General features: G+C 73.9%; 14 protein-coding genes. 9 read left to right on the forward strand and 5 right to left on the reverse strand.

Annotated elements, in window-relative coordinates; genetic code table 11:
* Positions 1-156 precede the first annotated feature (156 nt).
* Together AC07A6_RS07440 and AC07A6_RS07445 are read left to right on the forward strand one after the other, a co-directional pair.
* Complete coding sequence (locus AC07A6_RS07440; protein WP_478776404.1) at positions 157-636, forward strand: Lrp/AsnC family transcriptional regulator; 480 nt, start codon at positions 157-159, stop codon at positions 634-636.
* Between the two features lie 46 nt (positions 637-682).
* Entirely contained in the window at positions 683-1,369 is a 687-nt protein-coding gene (locus tag AC07A6_RS07445) for an HAD family hydrolase (RefSeq protein ID WP_478776405.1), read from the forward strand.
* Between the two features lie 44 nt (positions 1,370-1,413).
* On the opposite strand, the gene AC07A6_RS07450 is transcribed toward AC07A6_RS07445, so the two are convergent.
* A complete protein-coding gene (locus tag AC07A6_RS07450) occupies positions 1,414-2,829 on the reverse strand; it encodes an MFS transporter (RefSeq protein WP_362462608.1) in 1,416 nt (471 codons plus the stop codon).
* 152 nt (positions 2,830-2,981) lie between these two features.
* Between AC07A6_RS07450 and AC07A6_RS07455 the strand changes: the two genes are divergently transcribed.
* Positions 2,982-3,836 carry an MmyB family transcriptional regulator gene (locus AC07A6_RS07455; RefSeq protein WP_478776406.1) on the forward strand — a complete coding sequence of 285 codons (855 nt, stop codon included), beginning with the start codon at positions 2,982-2,984 and terminating at the stop codon, positions 3,834-3,836.
* 24 nt (positions 3,837-3,860) lie between these two features.
* The gene (locus AC07A6_RS07460) at positions 3,861-5,081 is read left to right on the forward strand and encodes an FAD-dependent oxidoreductase (protein WP_478776517.1); all 1,221 of its coding nucleotides are present in this window, start codon (positions 3,861-3,863) and stop codon (positions 5,079-5,081) included.
* On the opposite strand, the gene AC07A6_RS07465 is transcribed toward AC07A6_RS07460, so the two are convergent.
* From AC07A6_RS07465 to AC07A6_RS07475, 3 genes are all read right to left on the reverse strand, one after another.
* Positions 4,964-5,896: a hypothetical protein gene (locus tag AC07A6_RS07465; RefSeq protein WP_478776407.1), complete on the reverse strand. Its 933-nt coding sequence runs from the start codon at positions 5,894-5,896 to the stop codon at positions 4,964-4,966. The two genes, AC07A6_RS07460 and AC07A6_RS07465, sit on opposite strands and share 118 nt — an antisense overlap.
* 75 nt (positions 5,897-5,971) lie before the next feature.
* Complete coding sequence (mltG, locus tag AC07A6_RS07470; protein ID WP_478776408.1) at positions 5,972-6,853, reverse strand: endolytic transglycosylase MltG; 882 nt, start codon at positions 6,851-6,853, stop codon at positions 5,972-5,974.
* A gap of 62 nt (positions 6,854-6,915) precedes the next feature.
* On the reverse strand, positions 6,916-8,808 hold the full coding sequence (locus tag AC07A6_RS07475; protein ID WP_362462555.1) for an ABC transporter ATP-binding protein: 1,893 nt from the start codon (positions 8,806-8,808) through the stop codon (positions 6,916-6,918).
* A gap of 85 nt (positions 8,809-8,893) precedes the next feature.
* Here AC07A6_RS07475 and AC07A6_RS07480 point away from each other — a divergent pair, with 85 nt between their 5' ends.
* The 4 genes from AC07A6_RS07480 to AC07A6_RS07495 all read left to right on the forward strand — a co-directional run bounded on the left by AC07A6_RS07480 (position 8,894) and on the right by AC07A6_RS07495 (position 16,141).
* Positions 8,894-9,364: a MarR family winged helix-turn-helix transcriptional regulator gene (locus AC07A6_RS07480; RefSeq protein WP_362462558.1), complete on the forward strand. Its 471-nt coding sequence runs from the start codon at positions 8,894-8,896 to the stop codon at positions 9,362-9,364.
* Positions 9,365-9,429: 65 nt separating this feature from the next.
* Positions 9,430-12,366 carry an FAD-binding and (Fe-S)-binding domain-containing protein gene (locus tag AC07A6_RS07485; RefSeq protein WP_478776409.1) on the forward strand — a complete coding sequence of 979 codons (2,937 nt, stop codon included), beginning with the start codon at positions 9,430-9,432 and terminating at the stop codon, positions 12,364-12,366.
* A gap of 140 nt (positions 12,367-12,506) precedes the next feature.
* Entirely contained in the window at positions 12,507-14,363 is a 1,857-nt protein-coding gene (locus AC07A6_RS07490) for an ABC transporter transmembrane domain-containing protein (RefSeq protein ID WP_478776410.1), read from the forward strand.
* Positions 14,360-16,141, forward strand: a complete 1,782-nt coding sequence (locus AC07A6_RS07495; RefSeq protein WP_362462567.1) for an ABC transporter ATP-binding protein — start codon at positions 14,360-14,362, stop codon at positions 16,139-16,141. The genes AC07A6_RS07490 and AC07A6_RS07495 overlap by 4 nt, the downstream gene beginning before the upstream one ends.
* Before the next feature lie 43 nt (positions 16,142-16,184).
* On the opposite strand, the gene AC07A6_RS07500 is transcribed toward AC07A6_RS07495, so the two are convergent.
* Complete coding sequence (locus tag AC07A6_RS07500) at positions 16,185-16,976, reverse strand: metal-dependent hydrolase (RefSeq protein WP_362462570.1); 792 nt, start codon at positions 16,974-16,976, stop codon at positions 16,185-16,187.
* Between the two features lie 145 nt (positions 16,977-17,121).
* On the opposite strand from AC07A6_RS07500, the gene AC07A6_RS07505 reads away from it, so the two are divergent.
* On the forward strand, positions 17,122-19,644 hold the full coding sequence (locus tag AC07A6_RS07505) for a DEAD/DEAH box helicase (protein ID WP_125602893.1): 2,523 nt from the start codon (positions 17,122-17,124) through the stop codon (positions 19,642-19,644).
* Positions 19,645-19,651 lie beyond the last annotated feature (7 nt).

Raw genomic sequence — 19,651 nt, forward strand, 5'->3', positions numbered from 1 at the left:
CCGGTTCGGCCGTCACCCCGTTCTTCGGTGCCGGGGGCGTGATCGGATGCGGTCGCTTCCCGTGATCGGGTGCGGTCGTTCCCCGTGATCGGGTGCGCTCGTCCCGGCGACGGGATGATCCGGGCGATTGGTACAGTCCTGACGTACAGTCCTGACATGGCGGTGGACGAGCTCGACACCCGGATCCTGCGCCTGCTGATCGAGCAGCCGCGCACCAGTGTCCGCGAGTACGCCCGGATCCTCGGCGTGGCGCGCGGCACCCTCCAGGCCCGGCTGGACCGGCTGGAGCGCACCGGGGTGATCACCGGTTCGGGTCCGGTCCTCTCCCCCGCCGCGCTGGGGCATCCGGTGCTGGCGTTCGTGCACATCGAGGTCACCCAGGGGCATCTGGACGAGGTCGGGGACGCGCTGGCGACCGTTCCGGAGATCGTCGAGGCCTTCTCGATCACTGGTGGCGGGGACCTGCTGACGCGGGTGGTGGCCCGGGACGCCGGGCATCTGGAGGACGTGATCCAGCGGCTGATCCGGCTTCCGGGGGTGGTCCGCACCCGGACGGAGGTCGCCCTGCGGGAGCGGGTGGCGCACCGGCTGCTGCCGCTGGTGGAGTCCGTGGGGCGGGCGGCGCCCAAACCCTGACAGGATGGCCGGGACAGGTACACGACCGGCAGGACGGGCACAACGGATGATCTCCGTCATATTCGATCTCGACGGCACCCTCGTGGACAGCGAGCCGAACTACTACGAGTCGGGGCGCCTCACCCTGGAGCGGCACGGCGTGCCCGACTTCACGTGGGAGCAGCACTCCCGGTTCATCGGCATCGGCACGCTGGAGACCCTGGAGGTCCTCAAGGACCGCTACGGCCTGCGGCCCCCGGTCGAACAGCTGCTGGCCGAGCAGAACGCCGCCTACCTGGAGCTGGCCCGCACCCGTACGGAGGCCTTCCCCCGGATGCGGACCTTCGTGGAGCGGCTGCACGCGCGGGGCGTGCCGATGGCGGTGGCCTCCGGCTCCTCGCGGGAGGCGATCGACGCCGTGCTGGAGGGCACCGGGCTGGCCGCGCTGCTGACGACGGTCGTCTCCGCCGAGGAGGTCGAGCGGGGCAAGCCCGCCCCGGACGTGTTCCTGGAGGCGGCCCGCCGGCTCGGCGCCCGGCCCGCCGACTGCGTGGTGGTCGAGGACGCGGCGCCGGGGGCGCTGGCCGCGCACGCCGCCGGCATGGGCTGCGTGGCGGTCCCGTACGTGGCGGAGAGCGCGGGCGATCCGGCGTTCGCGGCGGCGGGGCTCCTCTTCGCGGGCGGCCAGCGGGAGTTCGACGCGGACGCCGCCGAGGAGTGGCTGTTCGCGCGCGGGGCCGCCGCCCGCGCCTGACGGCATCCGGGGGGCGCCGGGGGGCGTGGCCCCGGGGGGGCCGTTCAGCGCATCGCGCGCGGCAGGCGGAGGCTGAGGGCCACCGTGACGACGATCAGGCCCAGCTGGACCAGCAGGGTCACGGCGAGCGCGTCGCGCATCCCCAGCGAGTCGGCCAGCGCGAGGAAGAGGGTGCCGAGGGTCGCCACGCCCAGGGCCAGTGAGGACTGCTGCGTGGTGATCATGACCCCGCTGCCCACCCCGGCCCGGTCGGCCGGGACGTCCGAGAGCATCAGCCGCATCAGCACCGGCAGCTGGAGTCCCTGGCCGAGGCCCGCGACGGCGACGCCCGGAGCCAGTCCGGCCAGACCGAGGTCCGGCCAGCCGTACCAGGCGGCCGCCAGCACCAGTGCGATGCCGAGGGCCTGGATCAGCCCGCCGGCGGTGACGACCCGGCTGCCGAACCTGCCGACCAGCCGTGGTCCGGCGAGCGAGGCGGCGAAGAAGGCCAGGGCCAGCGGCACCAGGGCGAGTCCCGCCGCCACCGGGCCCATGCTCAGGCCCTGCTGGAGCGCCACGGCGACGGCGAACATGAAGCCGCTGAAGCCGATCGAGAACGGCACCAGCATGACCAGCCCGCGCCTCAGCGACGCCAGGCGCAGCAGGCTCGGCGGCACCAGCGGGGTCCGCCCGAGGCGGTCGGCGCGGCGCTCGGTCAGGTAGAAGGCCAGGGCCGCGAAGGGGGACACGGCCAGTGACACCCAGGTCCACAGCGGCCAGCCGGCCGCCCGGCCCTCGGTCAGGGGCAGCAGCAGGGACACCAGGGTGAGGGCGAGCAGCAGGGTGCCGGGGACGTCCACCGACGCCGGCCGGTCCGAGCGGGTCTCCGGTACGGCACGGACGGCGAGGATCAGCCCCGCCACCACCACGGGCACGTTGACGAGGAACACCGAACGCCAGCCCGACCCGGCCACGTCGGCGGCGACCAGCACCCCGCCGAGGATCTGCCCGGCGACCATGGACAGGCCCGCGGTGGCTCCGTACAGGCTCATCGCGCGGGCCCGGCGCGGGCCCTGGGTGGTGGCCTGGATGGTGGCGAGCACCTGCGGCAGCATCAGGGCCGCCGCCGCGCCCTGGGCCACGCGGGCGCCGACCAGGGTCCAGGCGGTGGGCGCCAGTCCGCAGGCCAGGGAGGTCAGCCCGAAGGCGGCCATGCCGACGAGGAAGAGCCGGCGCCGGCCGACCGTGTCGCCGATCCGGCCGCCCAGTACCAGCAGCACCGAGTACGCGACCCCGTAGCCGCCGACGACCAGTTCCAGCATGGCCGGGCCGGCGGCGAGGTCGGCGTCGATGGCGGGCAGCGCCACGTTGACGATGAAGAAGTCGATCAGGGGGAGGGCCGCGCCCAGCAGGACGGTGAACAGCCCGAGCGGGGTGAGGACGGCGGGCGCCGCGGCGGTGGCCGGGACGGCGGGGGCCACCGCGGGAACGGACGGGGACGGGTGGGTCGTGCGTACGGTTGTTTCGCTCACGGAAGAGACGATCCACCGCCGCTCAGCCTGGTACCAGAGTCTCCTTATCCTGGTACCAGGAGTACCTGGCAACGGGATGCGCGGTGCGGCACCCTGGTGCCATGACCACTGTTGCCCCCGAGAGCGACCTGCGCCGTCACGAGCTCGCCGACTTCCTGCGCAGCCGCCGCGAGCGGATCACACCCGAGCAGGTGGGGCTGGTCCGGGGCCGACGCCGCCGGACGCCGGGGCTGCGCCGCGAGGAGGTCGCGCAGCTGTCCGCCGTCGGCGTCACCTGGTACACCTGGCTGGAACAGGCGCGTGAGATCCAGGTGTCCCCGCAGGTGCTGGACGCGCTGGCGCGGGCCCTGCTGCTGGACTCCAGCGAGCGCGCGCACCTGTTCGCGCTGGCGGGCAGCACCGACCCGGCGCCGGACACCCGCTGCCCGAGCGTGACCCCGGCCCTGCGGGCCATGCTCGACCAGCTGGACCCGATCCCGGCGTGCGTGCAGAACAGCCGGTACGACATCCTCGCCTACAACAGCACGTACGGGCGGCTGCTGTGCGACCTGGACGCGCTCCCTCCGGCGGACCGCAACTGCATGTGGCTGGCCTTCACCAACGCGGACTGGCGGGCCTCCCTCGTCGACATGCCGGAGGTGAACCGGCTGCTGGCGGCCAAGTTCCGGGCCTCCATGGCCGGGCACCTGGCGGAGCCCGCCTGGAAGACCCTGCTGGCCCGGCTGGAGGCGGCCTCCCCGGAGTTCCGGGAGATCTGGGCCCGGCACGAGGTGGTCGCGGCGGGCGGCAACACCAAGTACATCCGCAACGCCCACGTGGGGCTGCTGCGCCTGGAGCACACCAGCCTGTGGCTGGGCCCGGCGTCGGGCGCGCGGCTGACGACCTTCGTCCCGCTGGACGAGGAGACCCGCGGCCGCCTCGGCCGCCTGCACGACCTCTCCCCCGTCCCGGCCTGAGCGCGGGCGGGCCGGTCCGGGAAGATCCCGCCGGCCCGGCGAGTTGGTAGAACCGTGAACGAAATGCTGAGGGACGCGGCGGACGTGGACGTGGTGGTCGTCGGAGCCGGTCAGGCGGGGCTCTCCAGCGCCTACCACCTGGCGCGGGCGGGCATCGGGCACGTGGTGCTGGACCACTCCCCCCGCCCCGGCGGGGCCTGGCAGTTCCGCTGGCCCACGCTGACCTACGGCAAGGTGCACGGCATGCACTCCCTGCCCGGCATGGAGCTGACCGGCGCCGATCCGCTGCGGCCCTCGTCCGAGGTGATCGGGGAGTACTTCGCGGCGTACGAGGAGCGGTTCGGGCTGCGGGTGCGGCGGCCCGTGGACGTGACGGCCGTGCGCGAGGGCGGCGGCGGGCGGCTGCTGGTGGAGTCCGCGTCCGGGAGCTGGTCGGCGCGGGCGCTGGTCAACGCCACCGGGACCTGGGACCGGCCGTTCTGGCCGCGCTACCCGGGCCAGGAGCTGTTCCGGGGCCGCCAGCTGCACACCGCGGACTACCCCGGCCCCGGGGCGTTCGCCGGGGCCCGGGTGGTCGTGGTGGGCGGCGGCACCTCGGCGGTGCAGCACCTGCTGGAGGTCTCCGAGGTGGCGGCCGGGACCACCTGGGTCACCCGGCGGCCTCCCGTGTTCCGCGAGGGGGCCTTCGGGGAGGCGGAGGGCCGGGCGGCGGTGGCGCTGGTGGAGGAACGGGTCCGGCGGGGACTGCCCCCGCGGAGCGTGGTCAGCGTGACCGGGCTGGCCCTGACGGAGGCCGTGCGGGCGGGGCTGGACTCCGGGGTGCTGGAGCGGCTGCCCGTCTTCGACCGGATCACCCCGGCCGGCGTCGCGTGGGAGGACGGGCGGAGCGTGGACGCCGACGTGATCCTGTGGGCCACCGGATTCCGGGCGGCCGTCGACCACCTGACGCCGCTGCGGCTGCGCGAGCCGGGCGGCGGGATCCGGGTGGAGGGGACCAGGGCGGTGCGCGACGAACGGGTCCACCTGGTGGGCTACGGCCCCTCGGCCTCGACCATCGGCGCCAACCGGGCGGGCGGCGCCGCGGTGCGCGAGATACGCCGCCTGCTGGCGCGCGGCCCGGCGGCGTCTCAGCCCGCGGCCGGGCCGGGATCCGGGGCCGGGGCCCCGGCCGGGTCCGGGACCGGGCCGTCCAGCGGGAACTCCCGGTCGGCGGTGCCGGCTTCGCGGGCCTCCTCGGTCGCGTAGACGCGGCCGACGCCGTCGCGGATCTCCAGCACCGGGTCCGTCCATTCCTCGCAGGGCTCGGGGACGAGTACGTGCGCCACGGCCCGCTCGGCGTCGTAGACCAGGAGGGAGACGATCCTGTAGAGCCAGTCGCCGATGTCTCCGAGGCCCTGGTGCGGATGGTCTTCCGGGCCTCCGACGCGGATCACGTAGAACCGGTCGTCCTGCCACCAACCGCCGTTGTCCAGCCACAGTCCCTCTCCGACGGGGACACCGTCCACCCACATGCGGGCTTCGTCCGGTCCGCCCCGGAGCAGGAGCACCGCACTGTGCCGGTCGCCTTCGGAGAAGTGGACGCGGACCTCGTGCGCGGTGTAGCAGTCGATGAAGCGGCTGCACGCCCCGGGCACGGGTCCGGACCGGTGGGGGGCCGGGCTGCCGGGCGGGTGCGGGACGGGGTCCTGGCCGCAGACCTCCGGGGTGCGGCAGCGCCGGTCGACCCGGCGGCTGCAGCCCAGGCCCATGGCGGCGATGTCGCGCGGGGCGGCCCGGGACAGCAGCAGGGCGAGGCGTTCGCGGTAGGCGTCCGGGCCGACGAGGGCGGTGAGCGCGCGCTGCCGGTGCCACCACAGGAGCAGGTCGACCCCCTCCGGTGAACGGGCCAGCCACTGCTGCCAGTCCGCCACGTCACTGCCCCAGAGTTCCTCCAGGTGCTTCCGGGCGGCGGCCGCCTCCCGGTCCTCGTGCGCTTCCTCCGCCCGCGGTGCGGTGCCGTCCGCCGGGGGCGGCGCGGGCGCGCGGGTCCTCGTACGACGTGTCCACCATGACCGCCCCATGCTTCGCCGCCCCCGCCGTGTCCGCGCGTCCGTCAGGCGGCCGATGGTAGGCCGGGGCGCGGCGGCGGCGCCCGCTCATTTCGCGGCGGGGGCCTTCGCGGGCGGTCCGGCGGCGGCGCGCAGCCGGTTGAACTCCGCGACGTGCTTCCTGTGTTCCTCGTAGGTCGCCGAGAAGCGGGTGTCGCCGGGCTTGACGGTGACGAAGAACAGCCAGTCGCCGGGTGTCGGCGCGACCGCGGCGGCCAGCGCCCGCAGGCCCGGGCTGTCGATGGGGGTGGGCGGCAGGCCCTGGCGCGCGTAGGTGTTGAAGGGGTGGTCGATGCGGGTGTCGCCGAGCGTGGTGTCCACGGTGTTGCGGCCCAGGGCGTAGTTGATGGTGGAGTCCATCTGGAGCGGCATCGACTTCGCCAGCCGGTTGTGGACGACCCGGGAGACCTTGCCCATGTCGGCCGGGCCGTCGGCTTCCGCCTCGATGACGCTGGCGAGGGTGGCCGTCTGGTACGGGGTCATCCCGTGCGCCTTGGCGCCGTCGGCGACGGCCTTGGTGGCGAGCTTCCGGTGGGCGGTGCGCACCATGAACGAGAGCAGCGAGGCCGGGGTGGACTCCTTGGTCACCGGGTAGGTCGCCGGGAAGAGGTAGCCCTCCGGGTTGCCCTTCGCCTCCGCCGGCAGGTCCAGGGCCGTCGTGGCGACGGCCGCTTTGGTGGTGCCCGCGGGGAGGCGCAGTTCGCGGTCGACGGCGGCGTAGACCTGCGCGGCCCGCCAGCCCTCGGGGATCAGCAGCCGGCGCGGCTTCTCGGGCGGTTCCTCCTCGGGCAGCAGGGGTCCGGTCACCAGCGTGGCGAGCCCGATGCCGAGGAGCGCGCCGAAGAGGAGCACCAGGCGGCCCCGCCGGGTGAGCCGGGAGCGACGCGGTGGCGGCTGGTGCGGCCGGTAGGGCCGGTGCTCGTCAGGCATGCGGGCACGTTAACGCCCGAACCGGCGCCTTTCGGGCACCACACCCCGCCCCGGTCGTACGATCACACGTTCACCGGAGTGGGTACGGGCTCCCCCGCGGGCCCTCTCCCGGAGTCCCCGCGCTCCCGGTCTGGCGCGTGGGCGGCGGCGTCCCGGTCGCGGCGGACCAGTGCGGCGTAGCGGCCGCCGGCCCCGAGCAGCTCCTCGTGCGTCCCGCGCTCGGCTATCCGTCCGGCGTCCAGGACCACGATCTGGTCGGCATCGCGGATGGTGGAGAGGCGGTGCGCGATGGTGATGGTGGTACGGCCCTTGGAGAGGTTGTCGATGGCCCGCTGCACGGCGTGCTCGGTGCGGGTGTCGAGGGCGCTGGTCGCCTCGTCGAGGATGAGCACCGGCGGGTCGCGCAGGATCGTGCGCGCGATGGCCAGGCGCTGCTTCTCGCCGCCTGAGAACCGGTAGCCGCGCTCGCCGACCAGGGTCTCGTAGCCGTCGGGCAGGGACTCGATGTGGTCGTGGATCTGCGCCGCGCGGGCGGCCTCGACGATCTCCTCCTGCGTGGCGTCCGGTTTGGCGAAGCGCAGGTTGTCGGCGACCGAGGCGTGGAAGAGGTAGGTCTCCTGGGAGACGACGCCTATGGACCGGGCCAGGGAGTCGAAGTCGAGGTCGCGCACGTCGACCCCGTCGAGGGCGACCCGACCGCCGGTCACGTCGTAGAGGCGGGGCACCAGGTAGCTGAGGGTGCTCTTGCCGGAGCCGGTGGGGCCGACCACGGCGAGGGAGCCGCCGGCCGGGACGGTGATGTCGATGCCGGTGAGGGTGGGGCCGGTCTTCGCCTCGTAGGCGAAGTGGACGTCCTCCAGGCGGATCTCGCCCCGGGCGCGGTCCAGCCGCACGGGCTCCTCCCGCTCGGTGATGTCCACCGGCAGGTCGAGGTACTCGAAGATCCGGGCGAAGAGTGCGAGCGAGGTCTGGATCTGCACACCGGTCGACAGCAGGCTCACCGCGGGCCGGAACAGGCCCTGCTGGAGGGTGACGAAGGCGACGAGGGTGCCGACGGAGAGCGAGGGGGCGCCGGTCTGCAGGGCGATGCCGGCGGCCCAGTAGATCAGTGCGGGCATGGCGGCCATGACGATGCCGATGGTGGACATCCGCCAGCGCCCGGCCATGCTGGCGCGCACCTCCAGGCCGACGAGCTTCTCGGACTCCTCGGCGAAGGCGTCGGTGAGGGACTGCGAGCGGCCCATGGTGCGGCCGAGCAGGATGCCGCTGACCGAGAGGGACTCGGTGACGGTCGCGGCCATCGCGGCCATCTGCTTCTGCCGCTGCGTGGTGATCTTCTTGCGCTCGTTGCCGACCCGGCGGCTGATCCACACGAACACGGGCAGCAGCAGGAGGGAGACCGCGGTCAGCCGCCAGTCGAGCGCGAGCATCGCGACGACGGTGGCGATCACGGCGGTCAGGTTCGACACGAGCGAGGTCGCGGTCGAGGTGACGGTGGCCTGCATGCCGCCGATGTCGTTGGCTATCCGGGACTGCACCTCGCCGGTGCGGGTCCGCGTGAAGAAGGCCAGCGGCATCCGCTGGAGCTGGGCGTAGACGGCGGTGCGCAGGTCGTGCATGACGCGCTGGCCGACGGTGGTGGAGATCAGCGTCTGGAGCACGCCGAAGACGCTGGTCACGACCGCCGTGAGGATCATGCCGAGCGCCAGCAGGCTGAGCAGCCCGGTCCGTCCCTGGGGGATCGCGACGTCCAGGATCTCCTTGAGCAGGAACGGCGAGGCCACGCCGACCAGCGAGGAGGCGCCGACGAGCGCTCCGACCACGGCGAGCCGGCCGCGGTAGGGGCGGAACAGGCCGATGATGCGGCGCAGTTCGCGGGGGCGGTCCGCCGGGGGCGGGCGGGTGGGGTCGAGGGCTTCGTTCGATGGGGTCCACTTCGGTTCGTCGTGGGGCATGGGCCTCCTTCAGGCGAGACTGCCATGAGCCTAGCTCATAGTTACCTATACTCACAATGAATCCGGTCCTGATACTGTTCCCAGTATGAGCACCGGTTCCGAGACCGACACCCGCGATTCCACCGACGGCGTCCTCGCCGAGCAGCTGCTGCGCCTCACGCGCCGGCTCCACCGCATCCAGAAGCACCACATGGAGCCCCTCGGGATCACCCCCGCCCAGGGCCGGCTGCTGCGCCTCGTCTCGCACTACGGCGGCGGCCAGCCGCCCCGTATGGCCGACCTGGCAACGCGCCTTGAGGTCGTACCGCGTGCCGTGACCACCCTCGTGGACGGGCTGGAGGCCGCCGACTGCGTGCGCCGCGTGCCCGACCCCGCGAACCGCCGCGTGATCCGGATCGAGCTCACCGAAACCGGTCGCGCCACGCTGCGCCGTCTGCGCAACGCGCGGACCGACGCCGCAGAGGAGATCCTTGCTCCATTGACCGCCGGACAGCGCGAGGTGCTCGGCGGCCTGCTGAACGCGCTCACGGACGCTCCCGCCGAGCGCCGCTGCTGAGACGGGCGGTACGGGCGCCGGCCCCGGCGCCCGTACCGGACCCGCGACGGACGAAGGGGCTGCTCATGCCGCTGCTCGAACCGAAGCCGGGAGCCCTGCGCCCGCGCGGCACCGGCGCCCCCGCCCCCGACCGGGTCCCCGAGCACCTGGCCGGCGGCACCCCGCCGGCCCTGCGCGCCGAGCTGAGCGAGCTGCTCGGCGCCGAGAAGGTGCTGTGGAAGGTCTCCGACCTGGTCCGCTACGCCACCGACGCCTCCCCCTACCGGTTCGTCCCGCAGGTCGTGGTGGTCGCCGAGGACATCGACGACGTCTCCGCCGTCCTCTCGTACGCCCACGGGAAACAGCGCGAGGTGGTCTTCCGGGCCGCCGGGACCTCCCTGAACGGCCAGGCCCAGGGCGAGGACATCCTCGTCGACGTACGCCGCCACTGGGCCGGCGTCGAGGTCCTGGAGGAGGGCCGGCGCGCCCGCATCCGGCCCGGCACCACCGTGTTCCGGGCCAATGCCGCCCTCGCCCGGCACGGCCGGATCCTGGGCCCGGACCCGGCCAGCGCCGTCGCCTGCACCCTCGGCGGGGTCGTCGCCAACAACTCCTCCGGCATGACGGCCGGGACCACGAGGAACTCGTACCGCACCCTGTCCTCCCTCACCCTGGTCCTGCCGACCGGCACCGTCGTGGACACCGCCGACCCGCTCGCGGACGAGGAGCTGGCCCGCGCGGAACCGGGCCTGTGCCACGGGCTGATGGAGCTCAAGCGGGAGATCGAGGCGGATCCGGCCCTCGTCGCCCGGATCCGGGCCAAGTACGAGATCAAGAACACCACCGGCTACCGGCTCGACGCCTACCTGGACGGCACCACGCCCGTCGAGATCCTGCGCGGCCTGATGGTCGGCTCGGAGGGCACGCTCGGCTTCATCGCCGAGGTCGTCTTCGACACCCTGCCCCTGGACCGCGAGCTCACGAGCGCGCTGCTCTTCTTCCCGTCCGTGCCCGCCGCGGCCGCCGCCGTACCGCTGTTCAACGAGGCGGGCGCCATCGCCGTCGAGCTGATGGACGGGAACACCCTGCGCGCCTCGGTCAGCGTCGCGGGCGTGCCCGCCGACTGGGCGGAGCTGCCGAAGGACACCGCCGCGCTGCTGGTGGAGTTCCGGGCGCCGGACGCGGGGGCCCGCGCCGAGTACGAGCGCCGCGCGGCCGCGGTGCTGCCCGCCCTGCAGCTGGTCGCACCGGTCCCCTCGATCACCAACGCCTTCACGAGCGACCCGGCCGCCATCGCCGGGTACTGGAAGGCCCGCAAGGCCTTCGTCACCGCCGTCGGCGGGGCCCGCCCGCCCGGCACCACCCTGATCACCGAGGACTTCGCGGTGCCGCCGTCGCGGCTGGCGGAGGCCTGCGAGGCGCTGCTGGCGCTCCAGGCGGAGCACGGCTTCGACGCCGCCGTCGCCGGTCACGCCGCCCACGGCAACCTGCACTTCCTGCTGGCCTTCGACGCCGCCGAGCCCGCCGACGTCGACCGGTACGCGGCCTTCATGGACGCCTTCTGCCACCTCACGGTGGAACGGTTCGACGGCTCGCTGAAGGCCGAGCACTCCACCGGCCGCAACATGGCCCCCTTCCTGGAGCTGGAGTGGGGGGCCGAAGCGGCCGACCTCATGTGGCGCACCAAGCGGCTCGTCGACCCGGACTCGGTGCTGGCCCCGCGCGTCCTGCTCGACCGGGACCCGCAGGCCCACCTGCGCGGGCTGAAGACGATCCCGCGGGTGGAGGACGTGGCCGACCCCTGCATCGAGTGCGGGTTCTGCGAACCGACCTGCCCCAGCGGGGACCTGACGACCACTCCGCGCCAGCGGATCGTGCTGCGCCGCGAGATGACCCGCCAGCGGCCGGGCTCCCCCGTGCTCGCCGCGCTGCTCGACGCCTACGGCTACGACGCCGTCGACACCTGCGCGGGCGACTCCACCTGCATGCTCGCCTGCCCGGTCGGAATCGACACTGGCGCGCTGATGCGGGACTTCCGCCACCGCCGGCACAGTGCGCGCGAGGAGCGGGCCGCCGAGCTGGCCGCCCGGCGGTTCCGGGCCGTCGAGGCCGGTGCCCGGCTGGCCGTGGCCGCCTCCGGGAAGATCACGCACGCCCTCGGGGACCGGGTGCTGGAGGCCGTCACGGGGGCGGCGCGCAAGGCCGTGCGCCCCGACCTGGTGCCCGAGTGGCTGCCGCAGGTGCCCGGGGCCGCCGCGCGCCGGCTGCCCGCGACCCGGCGGGTGGGCGCGGCCGCCGTGTACTACCCGGCCTGCGTCAACCGGATCTTCGGCGGGCCCGCGGGGGATCCCGGTCCGTCGCTGCCGGAGGCGGTGGTGGCCGTGTCGGAGCGGGCCGGCAAGCCGGTGTGGATCCCCCGCGACGTGGCCGGTACCTGCTGCGCGACGATCTGGCACTCCAAGGGCTACGAGGCCGGCAACCGGCTGATGGCCAACCGGATCGTCGAGGCCGCCTGGGGCTGGACCGCCGGGGGCCGCCTCCCGCTGGTGGTGGACGCGTCCTCCTGCACCCTGGGCCTCGCCCGCGAGGTGGTCCCGTTCCTGACCGCGGACAACCTGGCCCTCCACGCCGAGCTGCGGATCGTCGACTCCGTCGTGTGGGCGGCGGAGGAGCTGCTGCCGCACCTGGAGGTCCGGCGCACCGTCGGCTCGGCCGTCCTCCACCCGACCTGCTCGACGCGGCACCTCGGCGACGAGGCGCAGCTGCGGGCCGTGGCCGGGGCCTGCGCCGCGGAGGTGGTGGTCCCGGACGACGCGGGCTGCTGCGCCTTCGCGGGCGACCGGGGGATGCTGCACCCGGAACTGACGGCCGCGGCGACGGCGCGGGAGGCCGCGGAGGTGACGGCACGGCAGTTCGACGCGTACCTGTCGGCGAACCGGATGTGCGAGGTGGGCATGGACCGGGCCACGGGCCGCCCCTACCACTCGGTGCTGGTCGAGCTGGAGCGCGCGACGCGCCCCTGAACGGGCCGGCGCACAAAGGAGCGCGTACGCGGGAGCAGGCGCCGTGCACGCGCCCCCGGGCCGGAAAATCGATTGCCGCGGTCCGGTCCATGAGACGAACCTTGCGCGGGTTGCACTCATTCGACCAGTCATGGGGCGTCATGCAGATCAGCGATCTTCCCTATCCGGATCCCGGGGTACCCGACGCCCGCTCCGGGCCCCGGTTCCTCTGGTGGCTGGGCCGGGGGCAGCTCGGCGGCCAGGCCCGGAGCCTGGCCTGGGGCCTCGTGCACTTCTGCGGGGTGGCCGGGCTCCCGTACACGGTCGGGGTGGGCGTCGGGGCCGTCGTGGACCGCGACGGCGGCGGGCTGCTGCTGGCCGGCGGACTGCTGCTGCTGTCCGGGGTGGCCATCTCGGCCGGCGACGCCATGCTCCACCGCACCGCCGTCACCAACTGGATCACCGCGGCCGCGCGGGTGCAGCAGCTCCTCGCCCGCAAGACCGCCGAGCTGGGCTCGGCACTGACCCGCCGGGTCGCGGCGGGAGAGGTCACGACCGTTTCGACGGGTGACGTCGAGAAGATCGGATGGTTCGTCGAGGCGGTGTCCCGCTTCCTCGCCGCCGCCTTCGCGGTCGTCGCCCTCTGCGTGGGCCTGCTCTTCTACGCGCCGGCCATCGGCGTGGTCGTCGCGGCGGGCTTGCCGGTGCTCGCCCTGTCGGTGCTGCCGCTGCTGCCCCGCGCCACGCGGCGGGCGGACCTCCAGCGGGAGAAGGCGGGCAGGGCCACAGAGCTGGCCTCGGACACCGTGGCGGGCCTGCGGGTGCTGCGCGGCATCGGCGGTGAGGAACTGTTCCTGGGCCGCTACCGGGAGGCCTCCCAGGAGGTCCGCGAGGCGGCCGTGCGCAGCGCCCGGATGTGGGCGCTGATCTCCGCGATCCAGGTGCTGCTGCCGGGCGCCCTGCTGATCACCGTGGTCTGGTACGGGGCGGTGCTCGTGCGGGACGGCCGGCTGGCGGTCGGCGAACTCGTCGCGGCCTTCAGCGCCGTGGCCACGATGCTGTACCCGCTGCGGCACTTCGAGGAGATCGCGCAGGCCTACTCCTTCTCGCGGCCCTCGGCGGCGCGGGCGGCCCGCGTTCTGTCGCTGACGCGTACGGAGGACGGGACGGAGGGATCCGCGGCCGGGCCGGCGGCCGCTCCGGCGCCGGGCGGGGACCTGTACGACCCGGGGACGGGGCTGCTGGCTCCGGGCGGGCGGTTCACGGCGGTCGTGTGCGGGGACCCGGACCTGGCGGGACGGCTCGCGGAGCGGCTCGGCGGGCACCCGGTGGACGGCGCCGGCGCGGCGGCCCCGGTGCTGCTGGGCGGGGTCGCGCTGGACGAACTCGCGCTGGACGCCGCGCGCGGGCTGGTCCTCGTACAGGACAAGGACCCGGTGCTGCTGTCCGGGACGCTGCGGGAGCTGTTCGACGTACCGGCCTCCGGGTCGGTCACGGCGGCCGCCGCGCTGGCCGCCGCCCGGTGCGGGGACGTGCTGGACGCCCTGCTCCAGTCGGCCCCCGAGGGCGTGGAGGACCCGATGGACGCCCGGATCACCGAGCGCGGCCGGTCCCTGTCGGGCGGGCAGCGCCAGCGGCTCGCGCTGGCCAGGTCCCTGCTGACCGACCCGGAGGTGCTCGTGCTGGACGAGCCGACGTCGGCGGTGGACTCGCACACCGAGGCGCGGATCGCCGAGGGGATCGCGGAGCTGCGCGCCGGGCGCACGACGGTGGTGCTGGCCTCCTCGCCGCTGCTGCTGGACCGCGCGGACCGGGTCGTCCTGGTCCACGAGGGGAAGGCGGTGGCGGCGGGCACCCACCGCGGGCTGATGCGCGGGGAGCCCCGCTACCGGGCGGTCGTCACCCGGGAGACGGAAGAGGAACAGCGGTCGGCCGGGGCCGGCGCGGCCGTACCGGATGTGCCGGCCGTACCGGCCGTACCGGCCGAGGAACTCACAGGGATCGAGGAATCCGCATGATCGGCGTGGCTCCGCCGTCCTACGACCCGGCGGCCCCCGAGACGGCCGCCACCCTGCCGGTGGGCACGTCGGCGACCGTACGGGGCTACGTGCGCGGGCTGCTGCTGCGGCACCGGCGGGCCTTCGTGCTGCTGGTGGCGGTCAACGCGGTCGCGGTGGTCGCCTCCATGGCCGGCCCGTACCTGCTGGGGCAGGTCGTGGACGACCTCTCTGCGGGGGCGCGCGAACTCCACCTGGGGCGCGTGGCGCTGCTCTTCGCGCTCGCGCTGGCCGTGCAGACCTGCTTCGTGCGGCTGGTGCGGCTGCGCGGGGCGATGCTCGGCGAGGAGATGCTGGCCGACCTGCGCGAGGACTTCCTGGTGCGGTCGGTCGGCCTGCCGCCGGGCGTCCTGGAGCGGGCCGGCACCGGCGACCTGCTGTCGCGGATCACCACCGACATCGACCGGCTGGCCAACGCGATGCGCGAGGCCGTGCCGCAGCTGGCGATCGGCGTGGTGTGGGCCGGGCTGCTGTACGGCGCGCTCGCGGTCACCGCGCCGCCGCTGGCGCTGGCCGCGCTGGTGGCCCTGCCGGTGCTGGTCGTCGGGTGCCGCTGGTACTTCCGGCGGGCTCCCGCGGCCTACCGTTCGGAGTCCGCCGGGTACGCGGCGGTCGCGGCCGTGCTGACCGAGACGGTCGACGCGGGGCGCACCGTCGAAGCGCACCGCCTGGGCGGGCGGCGGATCGAGCTGTCGGAGCGGCGGATCAAGGAGTGGACGGCGTGGGAGCGGTACACGCTGTTCCTGCGGACGGTCCTGTTCCCCGTCGTCAACGTCACCTATGTGACGATCCTCGGCGCGGTGCTGCTGGTCGGCGGCTACTGCGTGCTGCGGGGCTGGATGTCGGTGGGCCAGCTGACCACGGGGGCGCTGCTGGCGCAGATGATGGTCGACCCGATCGGCCTGATCCTGCGCTGGTACGACGAGCTGCAGATCGCGCAGGTGTCGCTGGCGCGGCTGGTGGGCGTGCGGGAGATCGAGCCGGACGCCGGTGACCGGGCGGTCGCCCCGGAGGGCCGGGACGTGCGGGCGCAGGAGGTCCGCTTCGGCTACCGGGAGGGCGTGGACGTCCTGCACCGGGTGTCGATGTCCGTGCCGCCGGGCACCCGGATGGCACTGGTGGGTCCTTCGGGGGCGGGCAAGTCCACGCTGGGCCGGCTGCTGGCGGGCGTCTACGCGCCGCGGACGGGCGAGGTCACGCTCGGCGGGGCCCGGCTGTCGCGGATGCCGGCGGAGCGGGTGCGCGAGCACGTGGCGCTGGTCAACCAGGAGCACCACGTGTTCGTGGGGACCCTGCGGGACAACCTGCGCCTGGCCCGGACGGGTGCGGCGGACGCCGAGCTGTGGGCGGCGCTGGGCGCGGTGGACGCCGACGGCTGGGCGCGGGCCCTGGAGGCGGGACTGGACACCGAGGTGGGCTCCGGCGGGAGCGCGCTGACCCCGGCCCAGGCCCAGCAGGTCGCGCTGGCCCGGCTGGTGCTGGCGGATCCGCACACGCTGGTGCTGGACGAGGCGACCTCGCTGCTGGACCCGCGTGCGGCCCGGCACCTGGAGCGTTCGCTGGCGCGGGTGCTGGACGGCCGGACCGTGATCGCGATCGCGCACCGGCTGCACACCGCGCACGACGCGGACGTGATCGCGGTGGTCGAGGGCGGCCGGATCAGCGAACTCGGCTCGCACGACGAACTGGTGGCGGCCGACGGGGCGTACGCGGCCCTGTGGCGGTCCTGGCACGGCTGACGGGGCCGGGGCGCGGGTGTGGCGGCGGCGGGCGGCCGGGGGCTCAGATGAAGCCGAGGGCCGCCGCGCCGCCCATGCCGCCGAGGAGCATGAAGACCGGCATGAGCACCTTGAGCTCGACCCAGCTTCCGGCTCGGAAGCGCATCATCTTCGGCGGGCCCACCGGGTACCAGCGCTTGCCCGCTATGGGCAGGGGCCACAGGACCGGGCAGCCGGAGACCGTCAGCGCGTCGCCGATGTCGTGGACCAGAGCGCCGAGGAGGACCGGCAGGCCGAGCCAGAGGTACTCCTGGCCCGGGCCGGTGAACAGCCAGCCCGCGCCGTTGCCCGGCTCGTCGAGCACCCCGGCCAGGATCCACGCACTGGTCGCGCCGAGGAGCCAGACCAGGACGTCGCTGGACATCCGGGCCGCCCGCCACAGCAGTCCCTCGACGGCCAGCACCAGGTGCACGAAGAGGATCGCCAGCACGCCCCAGCGGTCGAAGCCGACCGCGACGGCCGAGGAACCGGCGCCTATCAGCACGGCCCAGAGCCAGGTGTGGGTCAGGGTGCGGTGGCCCCCGCTGCGGCGGGCGTCGCGCGGGGAGCGGGTCGCCTTGTAGACGGCGTAGGAGAGCTTGTCGACCACCTCGCACAGGCCCCGGGAAAGGGGGCCGAAGGCGCGCGAGATCGTCGCCGACTTGTGGTCGAGGTCGGGGGCGAGGGCCGCGCCGGCGCAGATGAGGGCGCCGACGACCAGCACCGGCCAGGGCATCGGGTGTCCGGACGCCGCCGCGGCCGCGCCCACCCCCAGCCAGGCCGCCGCCCCTGACAGTGAGTGTGCCGGCCCCATCATGCTCGTTCCCCGCCCCGCTCCTGTTGTGGTGGGGCCCTGTGGAGGGTTCCGGTCGGGCCGCCGCGACGGCCCAGCGTACCCGCGATGATCTTCGTTCCGTCCGCCGGTTCCCTCTTCCGGGGGGAAGCCAGGCAAGATGGGGGGCGTGACCCTCATTGATCAGCTCCCGCCGACCGCCGACCCCGACGCCCTCTTCGAGGCCTTCTCCTCGTGGGCGGAGGACCAGGGCATCACCCTGTACCCGGCACAGGAGGAGGCACTGATCGAGGTCGTCTCCGGCGCGAACGTGATCCTGTCGACCCCGACCGGGTCCGGCAAGAGCCTCGTGGCGGCCGGGGCGCACTTCACCGCACTGGCCCAGGACAAGGTCACCTTCTACACCGCGCCCATCAAGGCGCTGGTGTCGGAGAAGTTCTTCGACCTGTGCAAGCTCTTCGGCACCGAGAACGTCGGCATGCTGACCGGCGATGCGTCCGTGAACGCCGACGCCCCGGTGATCTGCTGCACCGCCGAGGTGCTGGCCTCCATCGCCCTGCGCGACGGCAAGTACGCCGACATCGGCCAGGTCGTGATGGACGAGTTCCACTTCTACGCGGAGCCGGACCGCGGCTGGGCCTGGCAGATCCCGCTGCTGGAACTGCCCCAGGCGCAGTTCGTCCTGATGTCGGCGACCCTCGGCGACGTGAAGCGGTTCGAGGACGACCTGACCCGCCGGACCGGCCGCCCGACCTCGGTGGTCCGCTCCGCGACCCGGCCCGTGCCGCTCTCGTACGAGTACGTGACCACGCCGATCACCGACACCATCACCGAGCTGCTGGAGACCCGGCAGGCCCCGGTCTACATCGTGCACTTCACCCAGGCCCAGGCGGTCGAGCGGGCGCAGTCGCTGATGAGCATCAACATGTGCACCCGCGAGGAGAAGGACAAGATCGCGGAGCTGATCGGCAACTTCCGCTTCACCACCAAGTTCGGCCAGAACCTCTCCCGCTACGTCCGCCACGGCATCGGCGTCCACCACGCGGGCATGCTGCCCAAGTACCGGCGCCTGGTCGAGAAGCTGGCCCAGGCCGGCCTGCTGAAGGTCATCTGCGGCACCGACACCCTCGGCGTGGGCGTCAACGTCCCCATCCGCACGGTGCTGTTCACCGCGCTCACCAAGTACGACGGCAACCGCGTCCGCACGCTGCGCGCGCGGGAGTTCCACCAGATCGCCGGCCGGGCCGGCCGGGCCGGGTTCGACACCGCCGGCTTCGTGGTCGCGCAGGCTCCCGAGCACGTCATCGAGAACGAGAAGGCCCTCGCGAAGGCCGGCGACGACCCGAAGAAGCGCCGCAAGGTGGTCCGCAAGAAGGCCCCCGAGGGCTTCGTGGCCTGGTCGGACACCACCTTCGAGAAGCTGATCGCCGCCGACCCGGAGCCGCTGACCTCCCGCTTCAAGGTCACCAACATCATGCTGCTCTCGGTGATCGCCCGTCCCGGCGACGCCTTCCAGGCAATGCGCCACCTCCTGGAGGACAACCACGAGCCGCGCAAGGCCCAGCTGCGCCACATCCGCCGGGCCATCGCGATCTACCGTTCGCTGCTGGACGGCGGCGTCGTCGAGAAGCTCGACACCCCGGACGCCGAGGGCCGCACGATCCGGCTCACCGTCGACCTCCAGCAGGACTTCGCGCTGAACCAGCCGCTGTCCACCTTCGCGCTGGCCGCCTTCGACCTGCTGGACCCGGAGTCCCCCTCCTACGCCCTGGACATGGTCTCCGTCGTCGAGTCCACGCTGGACGACCCGCGCCAGATCCTGGCGGCCCAGCAGAACAAGGAGCGGGGCATCGCGGTCGGCGCGATGAAGGCCGACGGGATCGAGTACGAGGAGCGGATGGAGCGCCTCCAGGAGGTGACCTATCCCAAGCCCCTCGAAGAGCTGCTCGTCCACGCCTACGACGTCTACAGCAAGAGCCACCCGTGGGTGCGGGACCACCCCGTCTCCCCGAAGTCGATCATCCGCGACATGTACGAGCGCGCGATGACCTTCACCGAGTTCACCTCCTTCTACGAGCTGGCCCGCACCGAGGGCATCGTCCTGCGCTACCTGGCCAGCGCGTACAAGGCGCTGGACCACACCATCCCCGACGACCTGAAGTCCGAGGACCTGGAAGACCTCATCGCCTGGCTGGGCGAGCTGGTCCGCCAGGTCGACTCCAGCCTCCTCGACGAGTGGGAGCAGCTGGCGAACCCGGAGGTGGAGACGGCGGAGCAGGCCCAGGAGAAGGCCGACCAGGTCAAGCCGGTCACGGCCAACTCCCGCGCCTTCCGCGTGCTGGTCCGCAACGCCATGTTCCGCCGGGTCGAGCTCGCGGCCCTGGACCACGTCGACCAGCTGGGCGAGCTCGACGCCGAGTCCGGCTGGGACGCCGACGCCTGGGGCGAGGCCATGGACGCGTACTGGGACGAGTACGACGACCTCGGCACCGGCCCCGACGCGCGCGGCCCGAGGCTCCTCCAGATCGAGGAGGACCCGGCGCACGGCCTGTGGCGCGTCCGCCAGACCTTCGCCGACCCGAACGGCGACCATGGCTGGGGCATCAGCGCCGAGGTCGACCTCGCCGCGTCCGACGAGGAGGGCCGGGCCGTCATCCGGGTCACCTCGGTCGGCGAGCTCGGCGAGCTCTGACCGGAAT

The sequence above is a fragment of the Streptomyces sp. NPDC044002 genome (assembly GCF_056434525.1).

What these genes read in the sequence shown, in the direction of transcription:
- AC07A6_RS07480 (WP_362462558.1), top strand. Translation starts at nt 8,894, where the DNA reads ATGAGCACCGGTTCCGAGACCGACACCCGCGATTCCACCGACGGCGTC.
- AC07A6_RS07445 (WP_478776405.1), top strand. Translation starts at nt 683, where the DNA reads ATGATCTCCGTCATATTCGATCTCGACGGCACCCTCGTGGACAGCGAG.
- AC07A6_RS07495 (WP_362462567.1), top strand. Translation starts at nt 14,360, where the DNA reads ATGATCGGCGTGGCTCCGCCGTCCTACGACCCGGCGGCCCCCGAGACG.
- AC07A6_RS07465 (WP_478776407.1), bottom strand. Translation starts at nt 5,896, where the DNA reads ATGGGGCGGTCATGGTGGACACGTCGTACGAGGACCCGCGCGCCCGCG.
- AC07A6_RS07485 (WP_478776409.1), top strand. Translation starts at nt 9,430, where the DNA reads ATGCCGCTGCTCGAACCGAAGCCGGGAGCCCTGCGCCCGCGCGGCACC.
- AC07A6_RS07440 (WP_478776404.1), top strand. Translation starts at nt 157, where the DNA reads ATGGCGGTGGACGAGCTCGACACCCGGATCCTGCGCCTGCTGATCGAG.
- mltG (WP_478776408.1), bottom strand. Translation starts at nt 6,853, where the DNA reads ATGCCTGACGAGCACCGGCCCTACCGGCCGCACCAGCCGCCACCGCGT.
- AC07A6_RS07475 (WP_362462555.1), bottom strand. Translation starts at nt 8,808, where the DNA reads ATGCCCCACGACGAACCGAAGTGGACCCCATCGAACGAAGCCCTCGAC.
- AC07A6_RS07455 (WP_478776406.1), top strand. Translation starts at nt 2,982, where the DNA reads ATGACCACTGTTGCCCCCGAGAGCGACCTGCGCCGTCACGAGCTCGCC.
- AC07A6_RS07500 (WP_362462570.1), bottom strand. Translation starts at nt 16,976, where the DNA reads ATGATGGGGCCGGCACACTCACTGTCAGGGGCGGCGGCCTGGCTGGGG.
- AC07A6_RS07490 (WP_478776410.1), top strand. Translation starts at nt 12,507, where the DNA reads ATGCAGATCAGCGATCTTCCCTATCCGGATCCCGGGGTACCCGACGCC.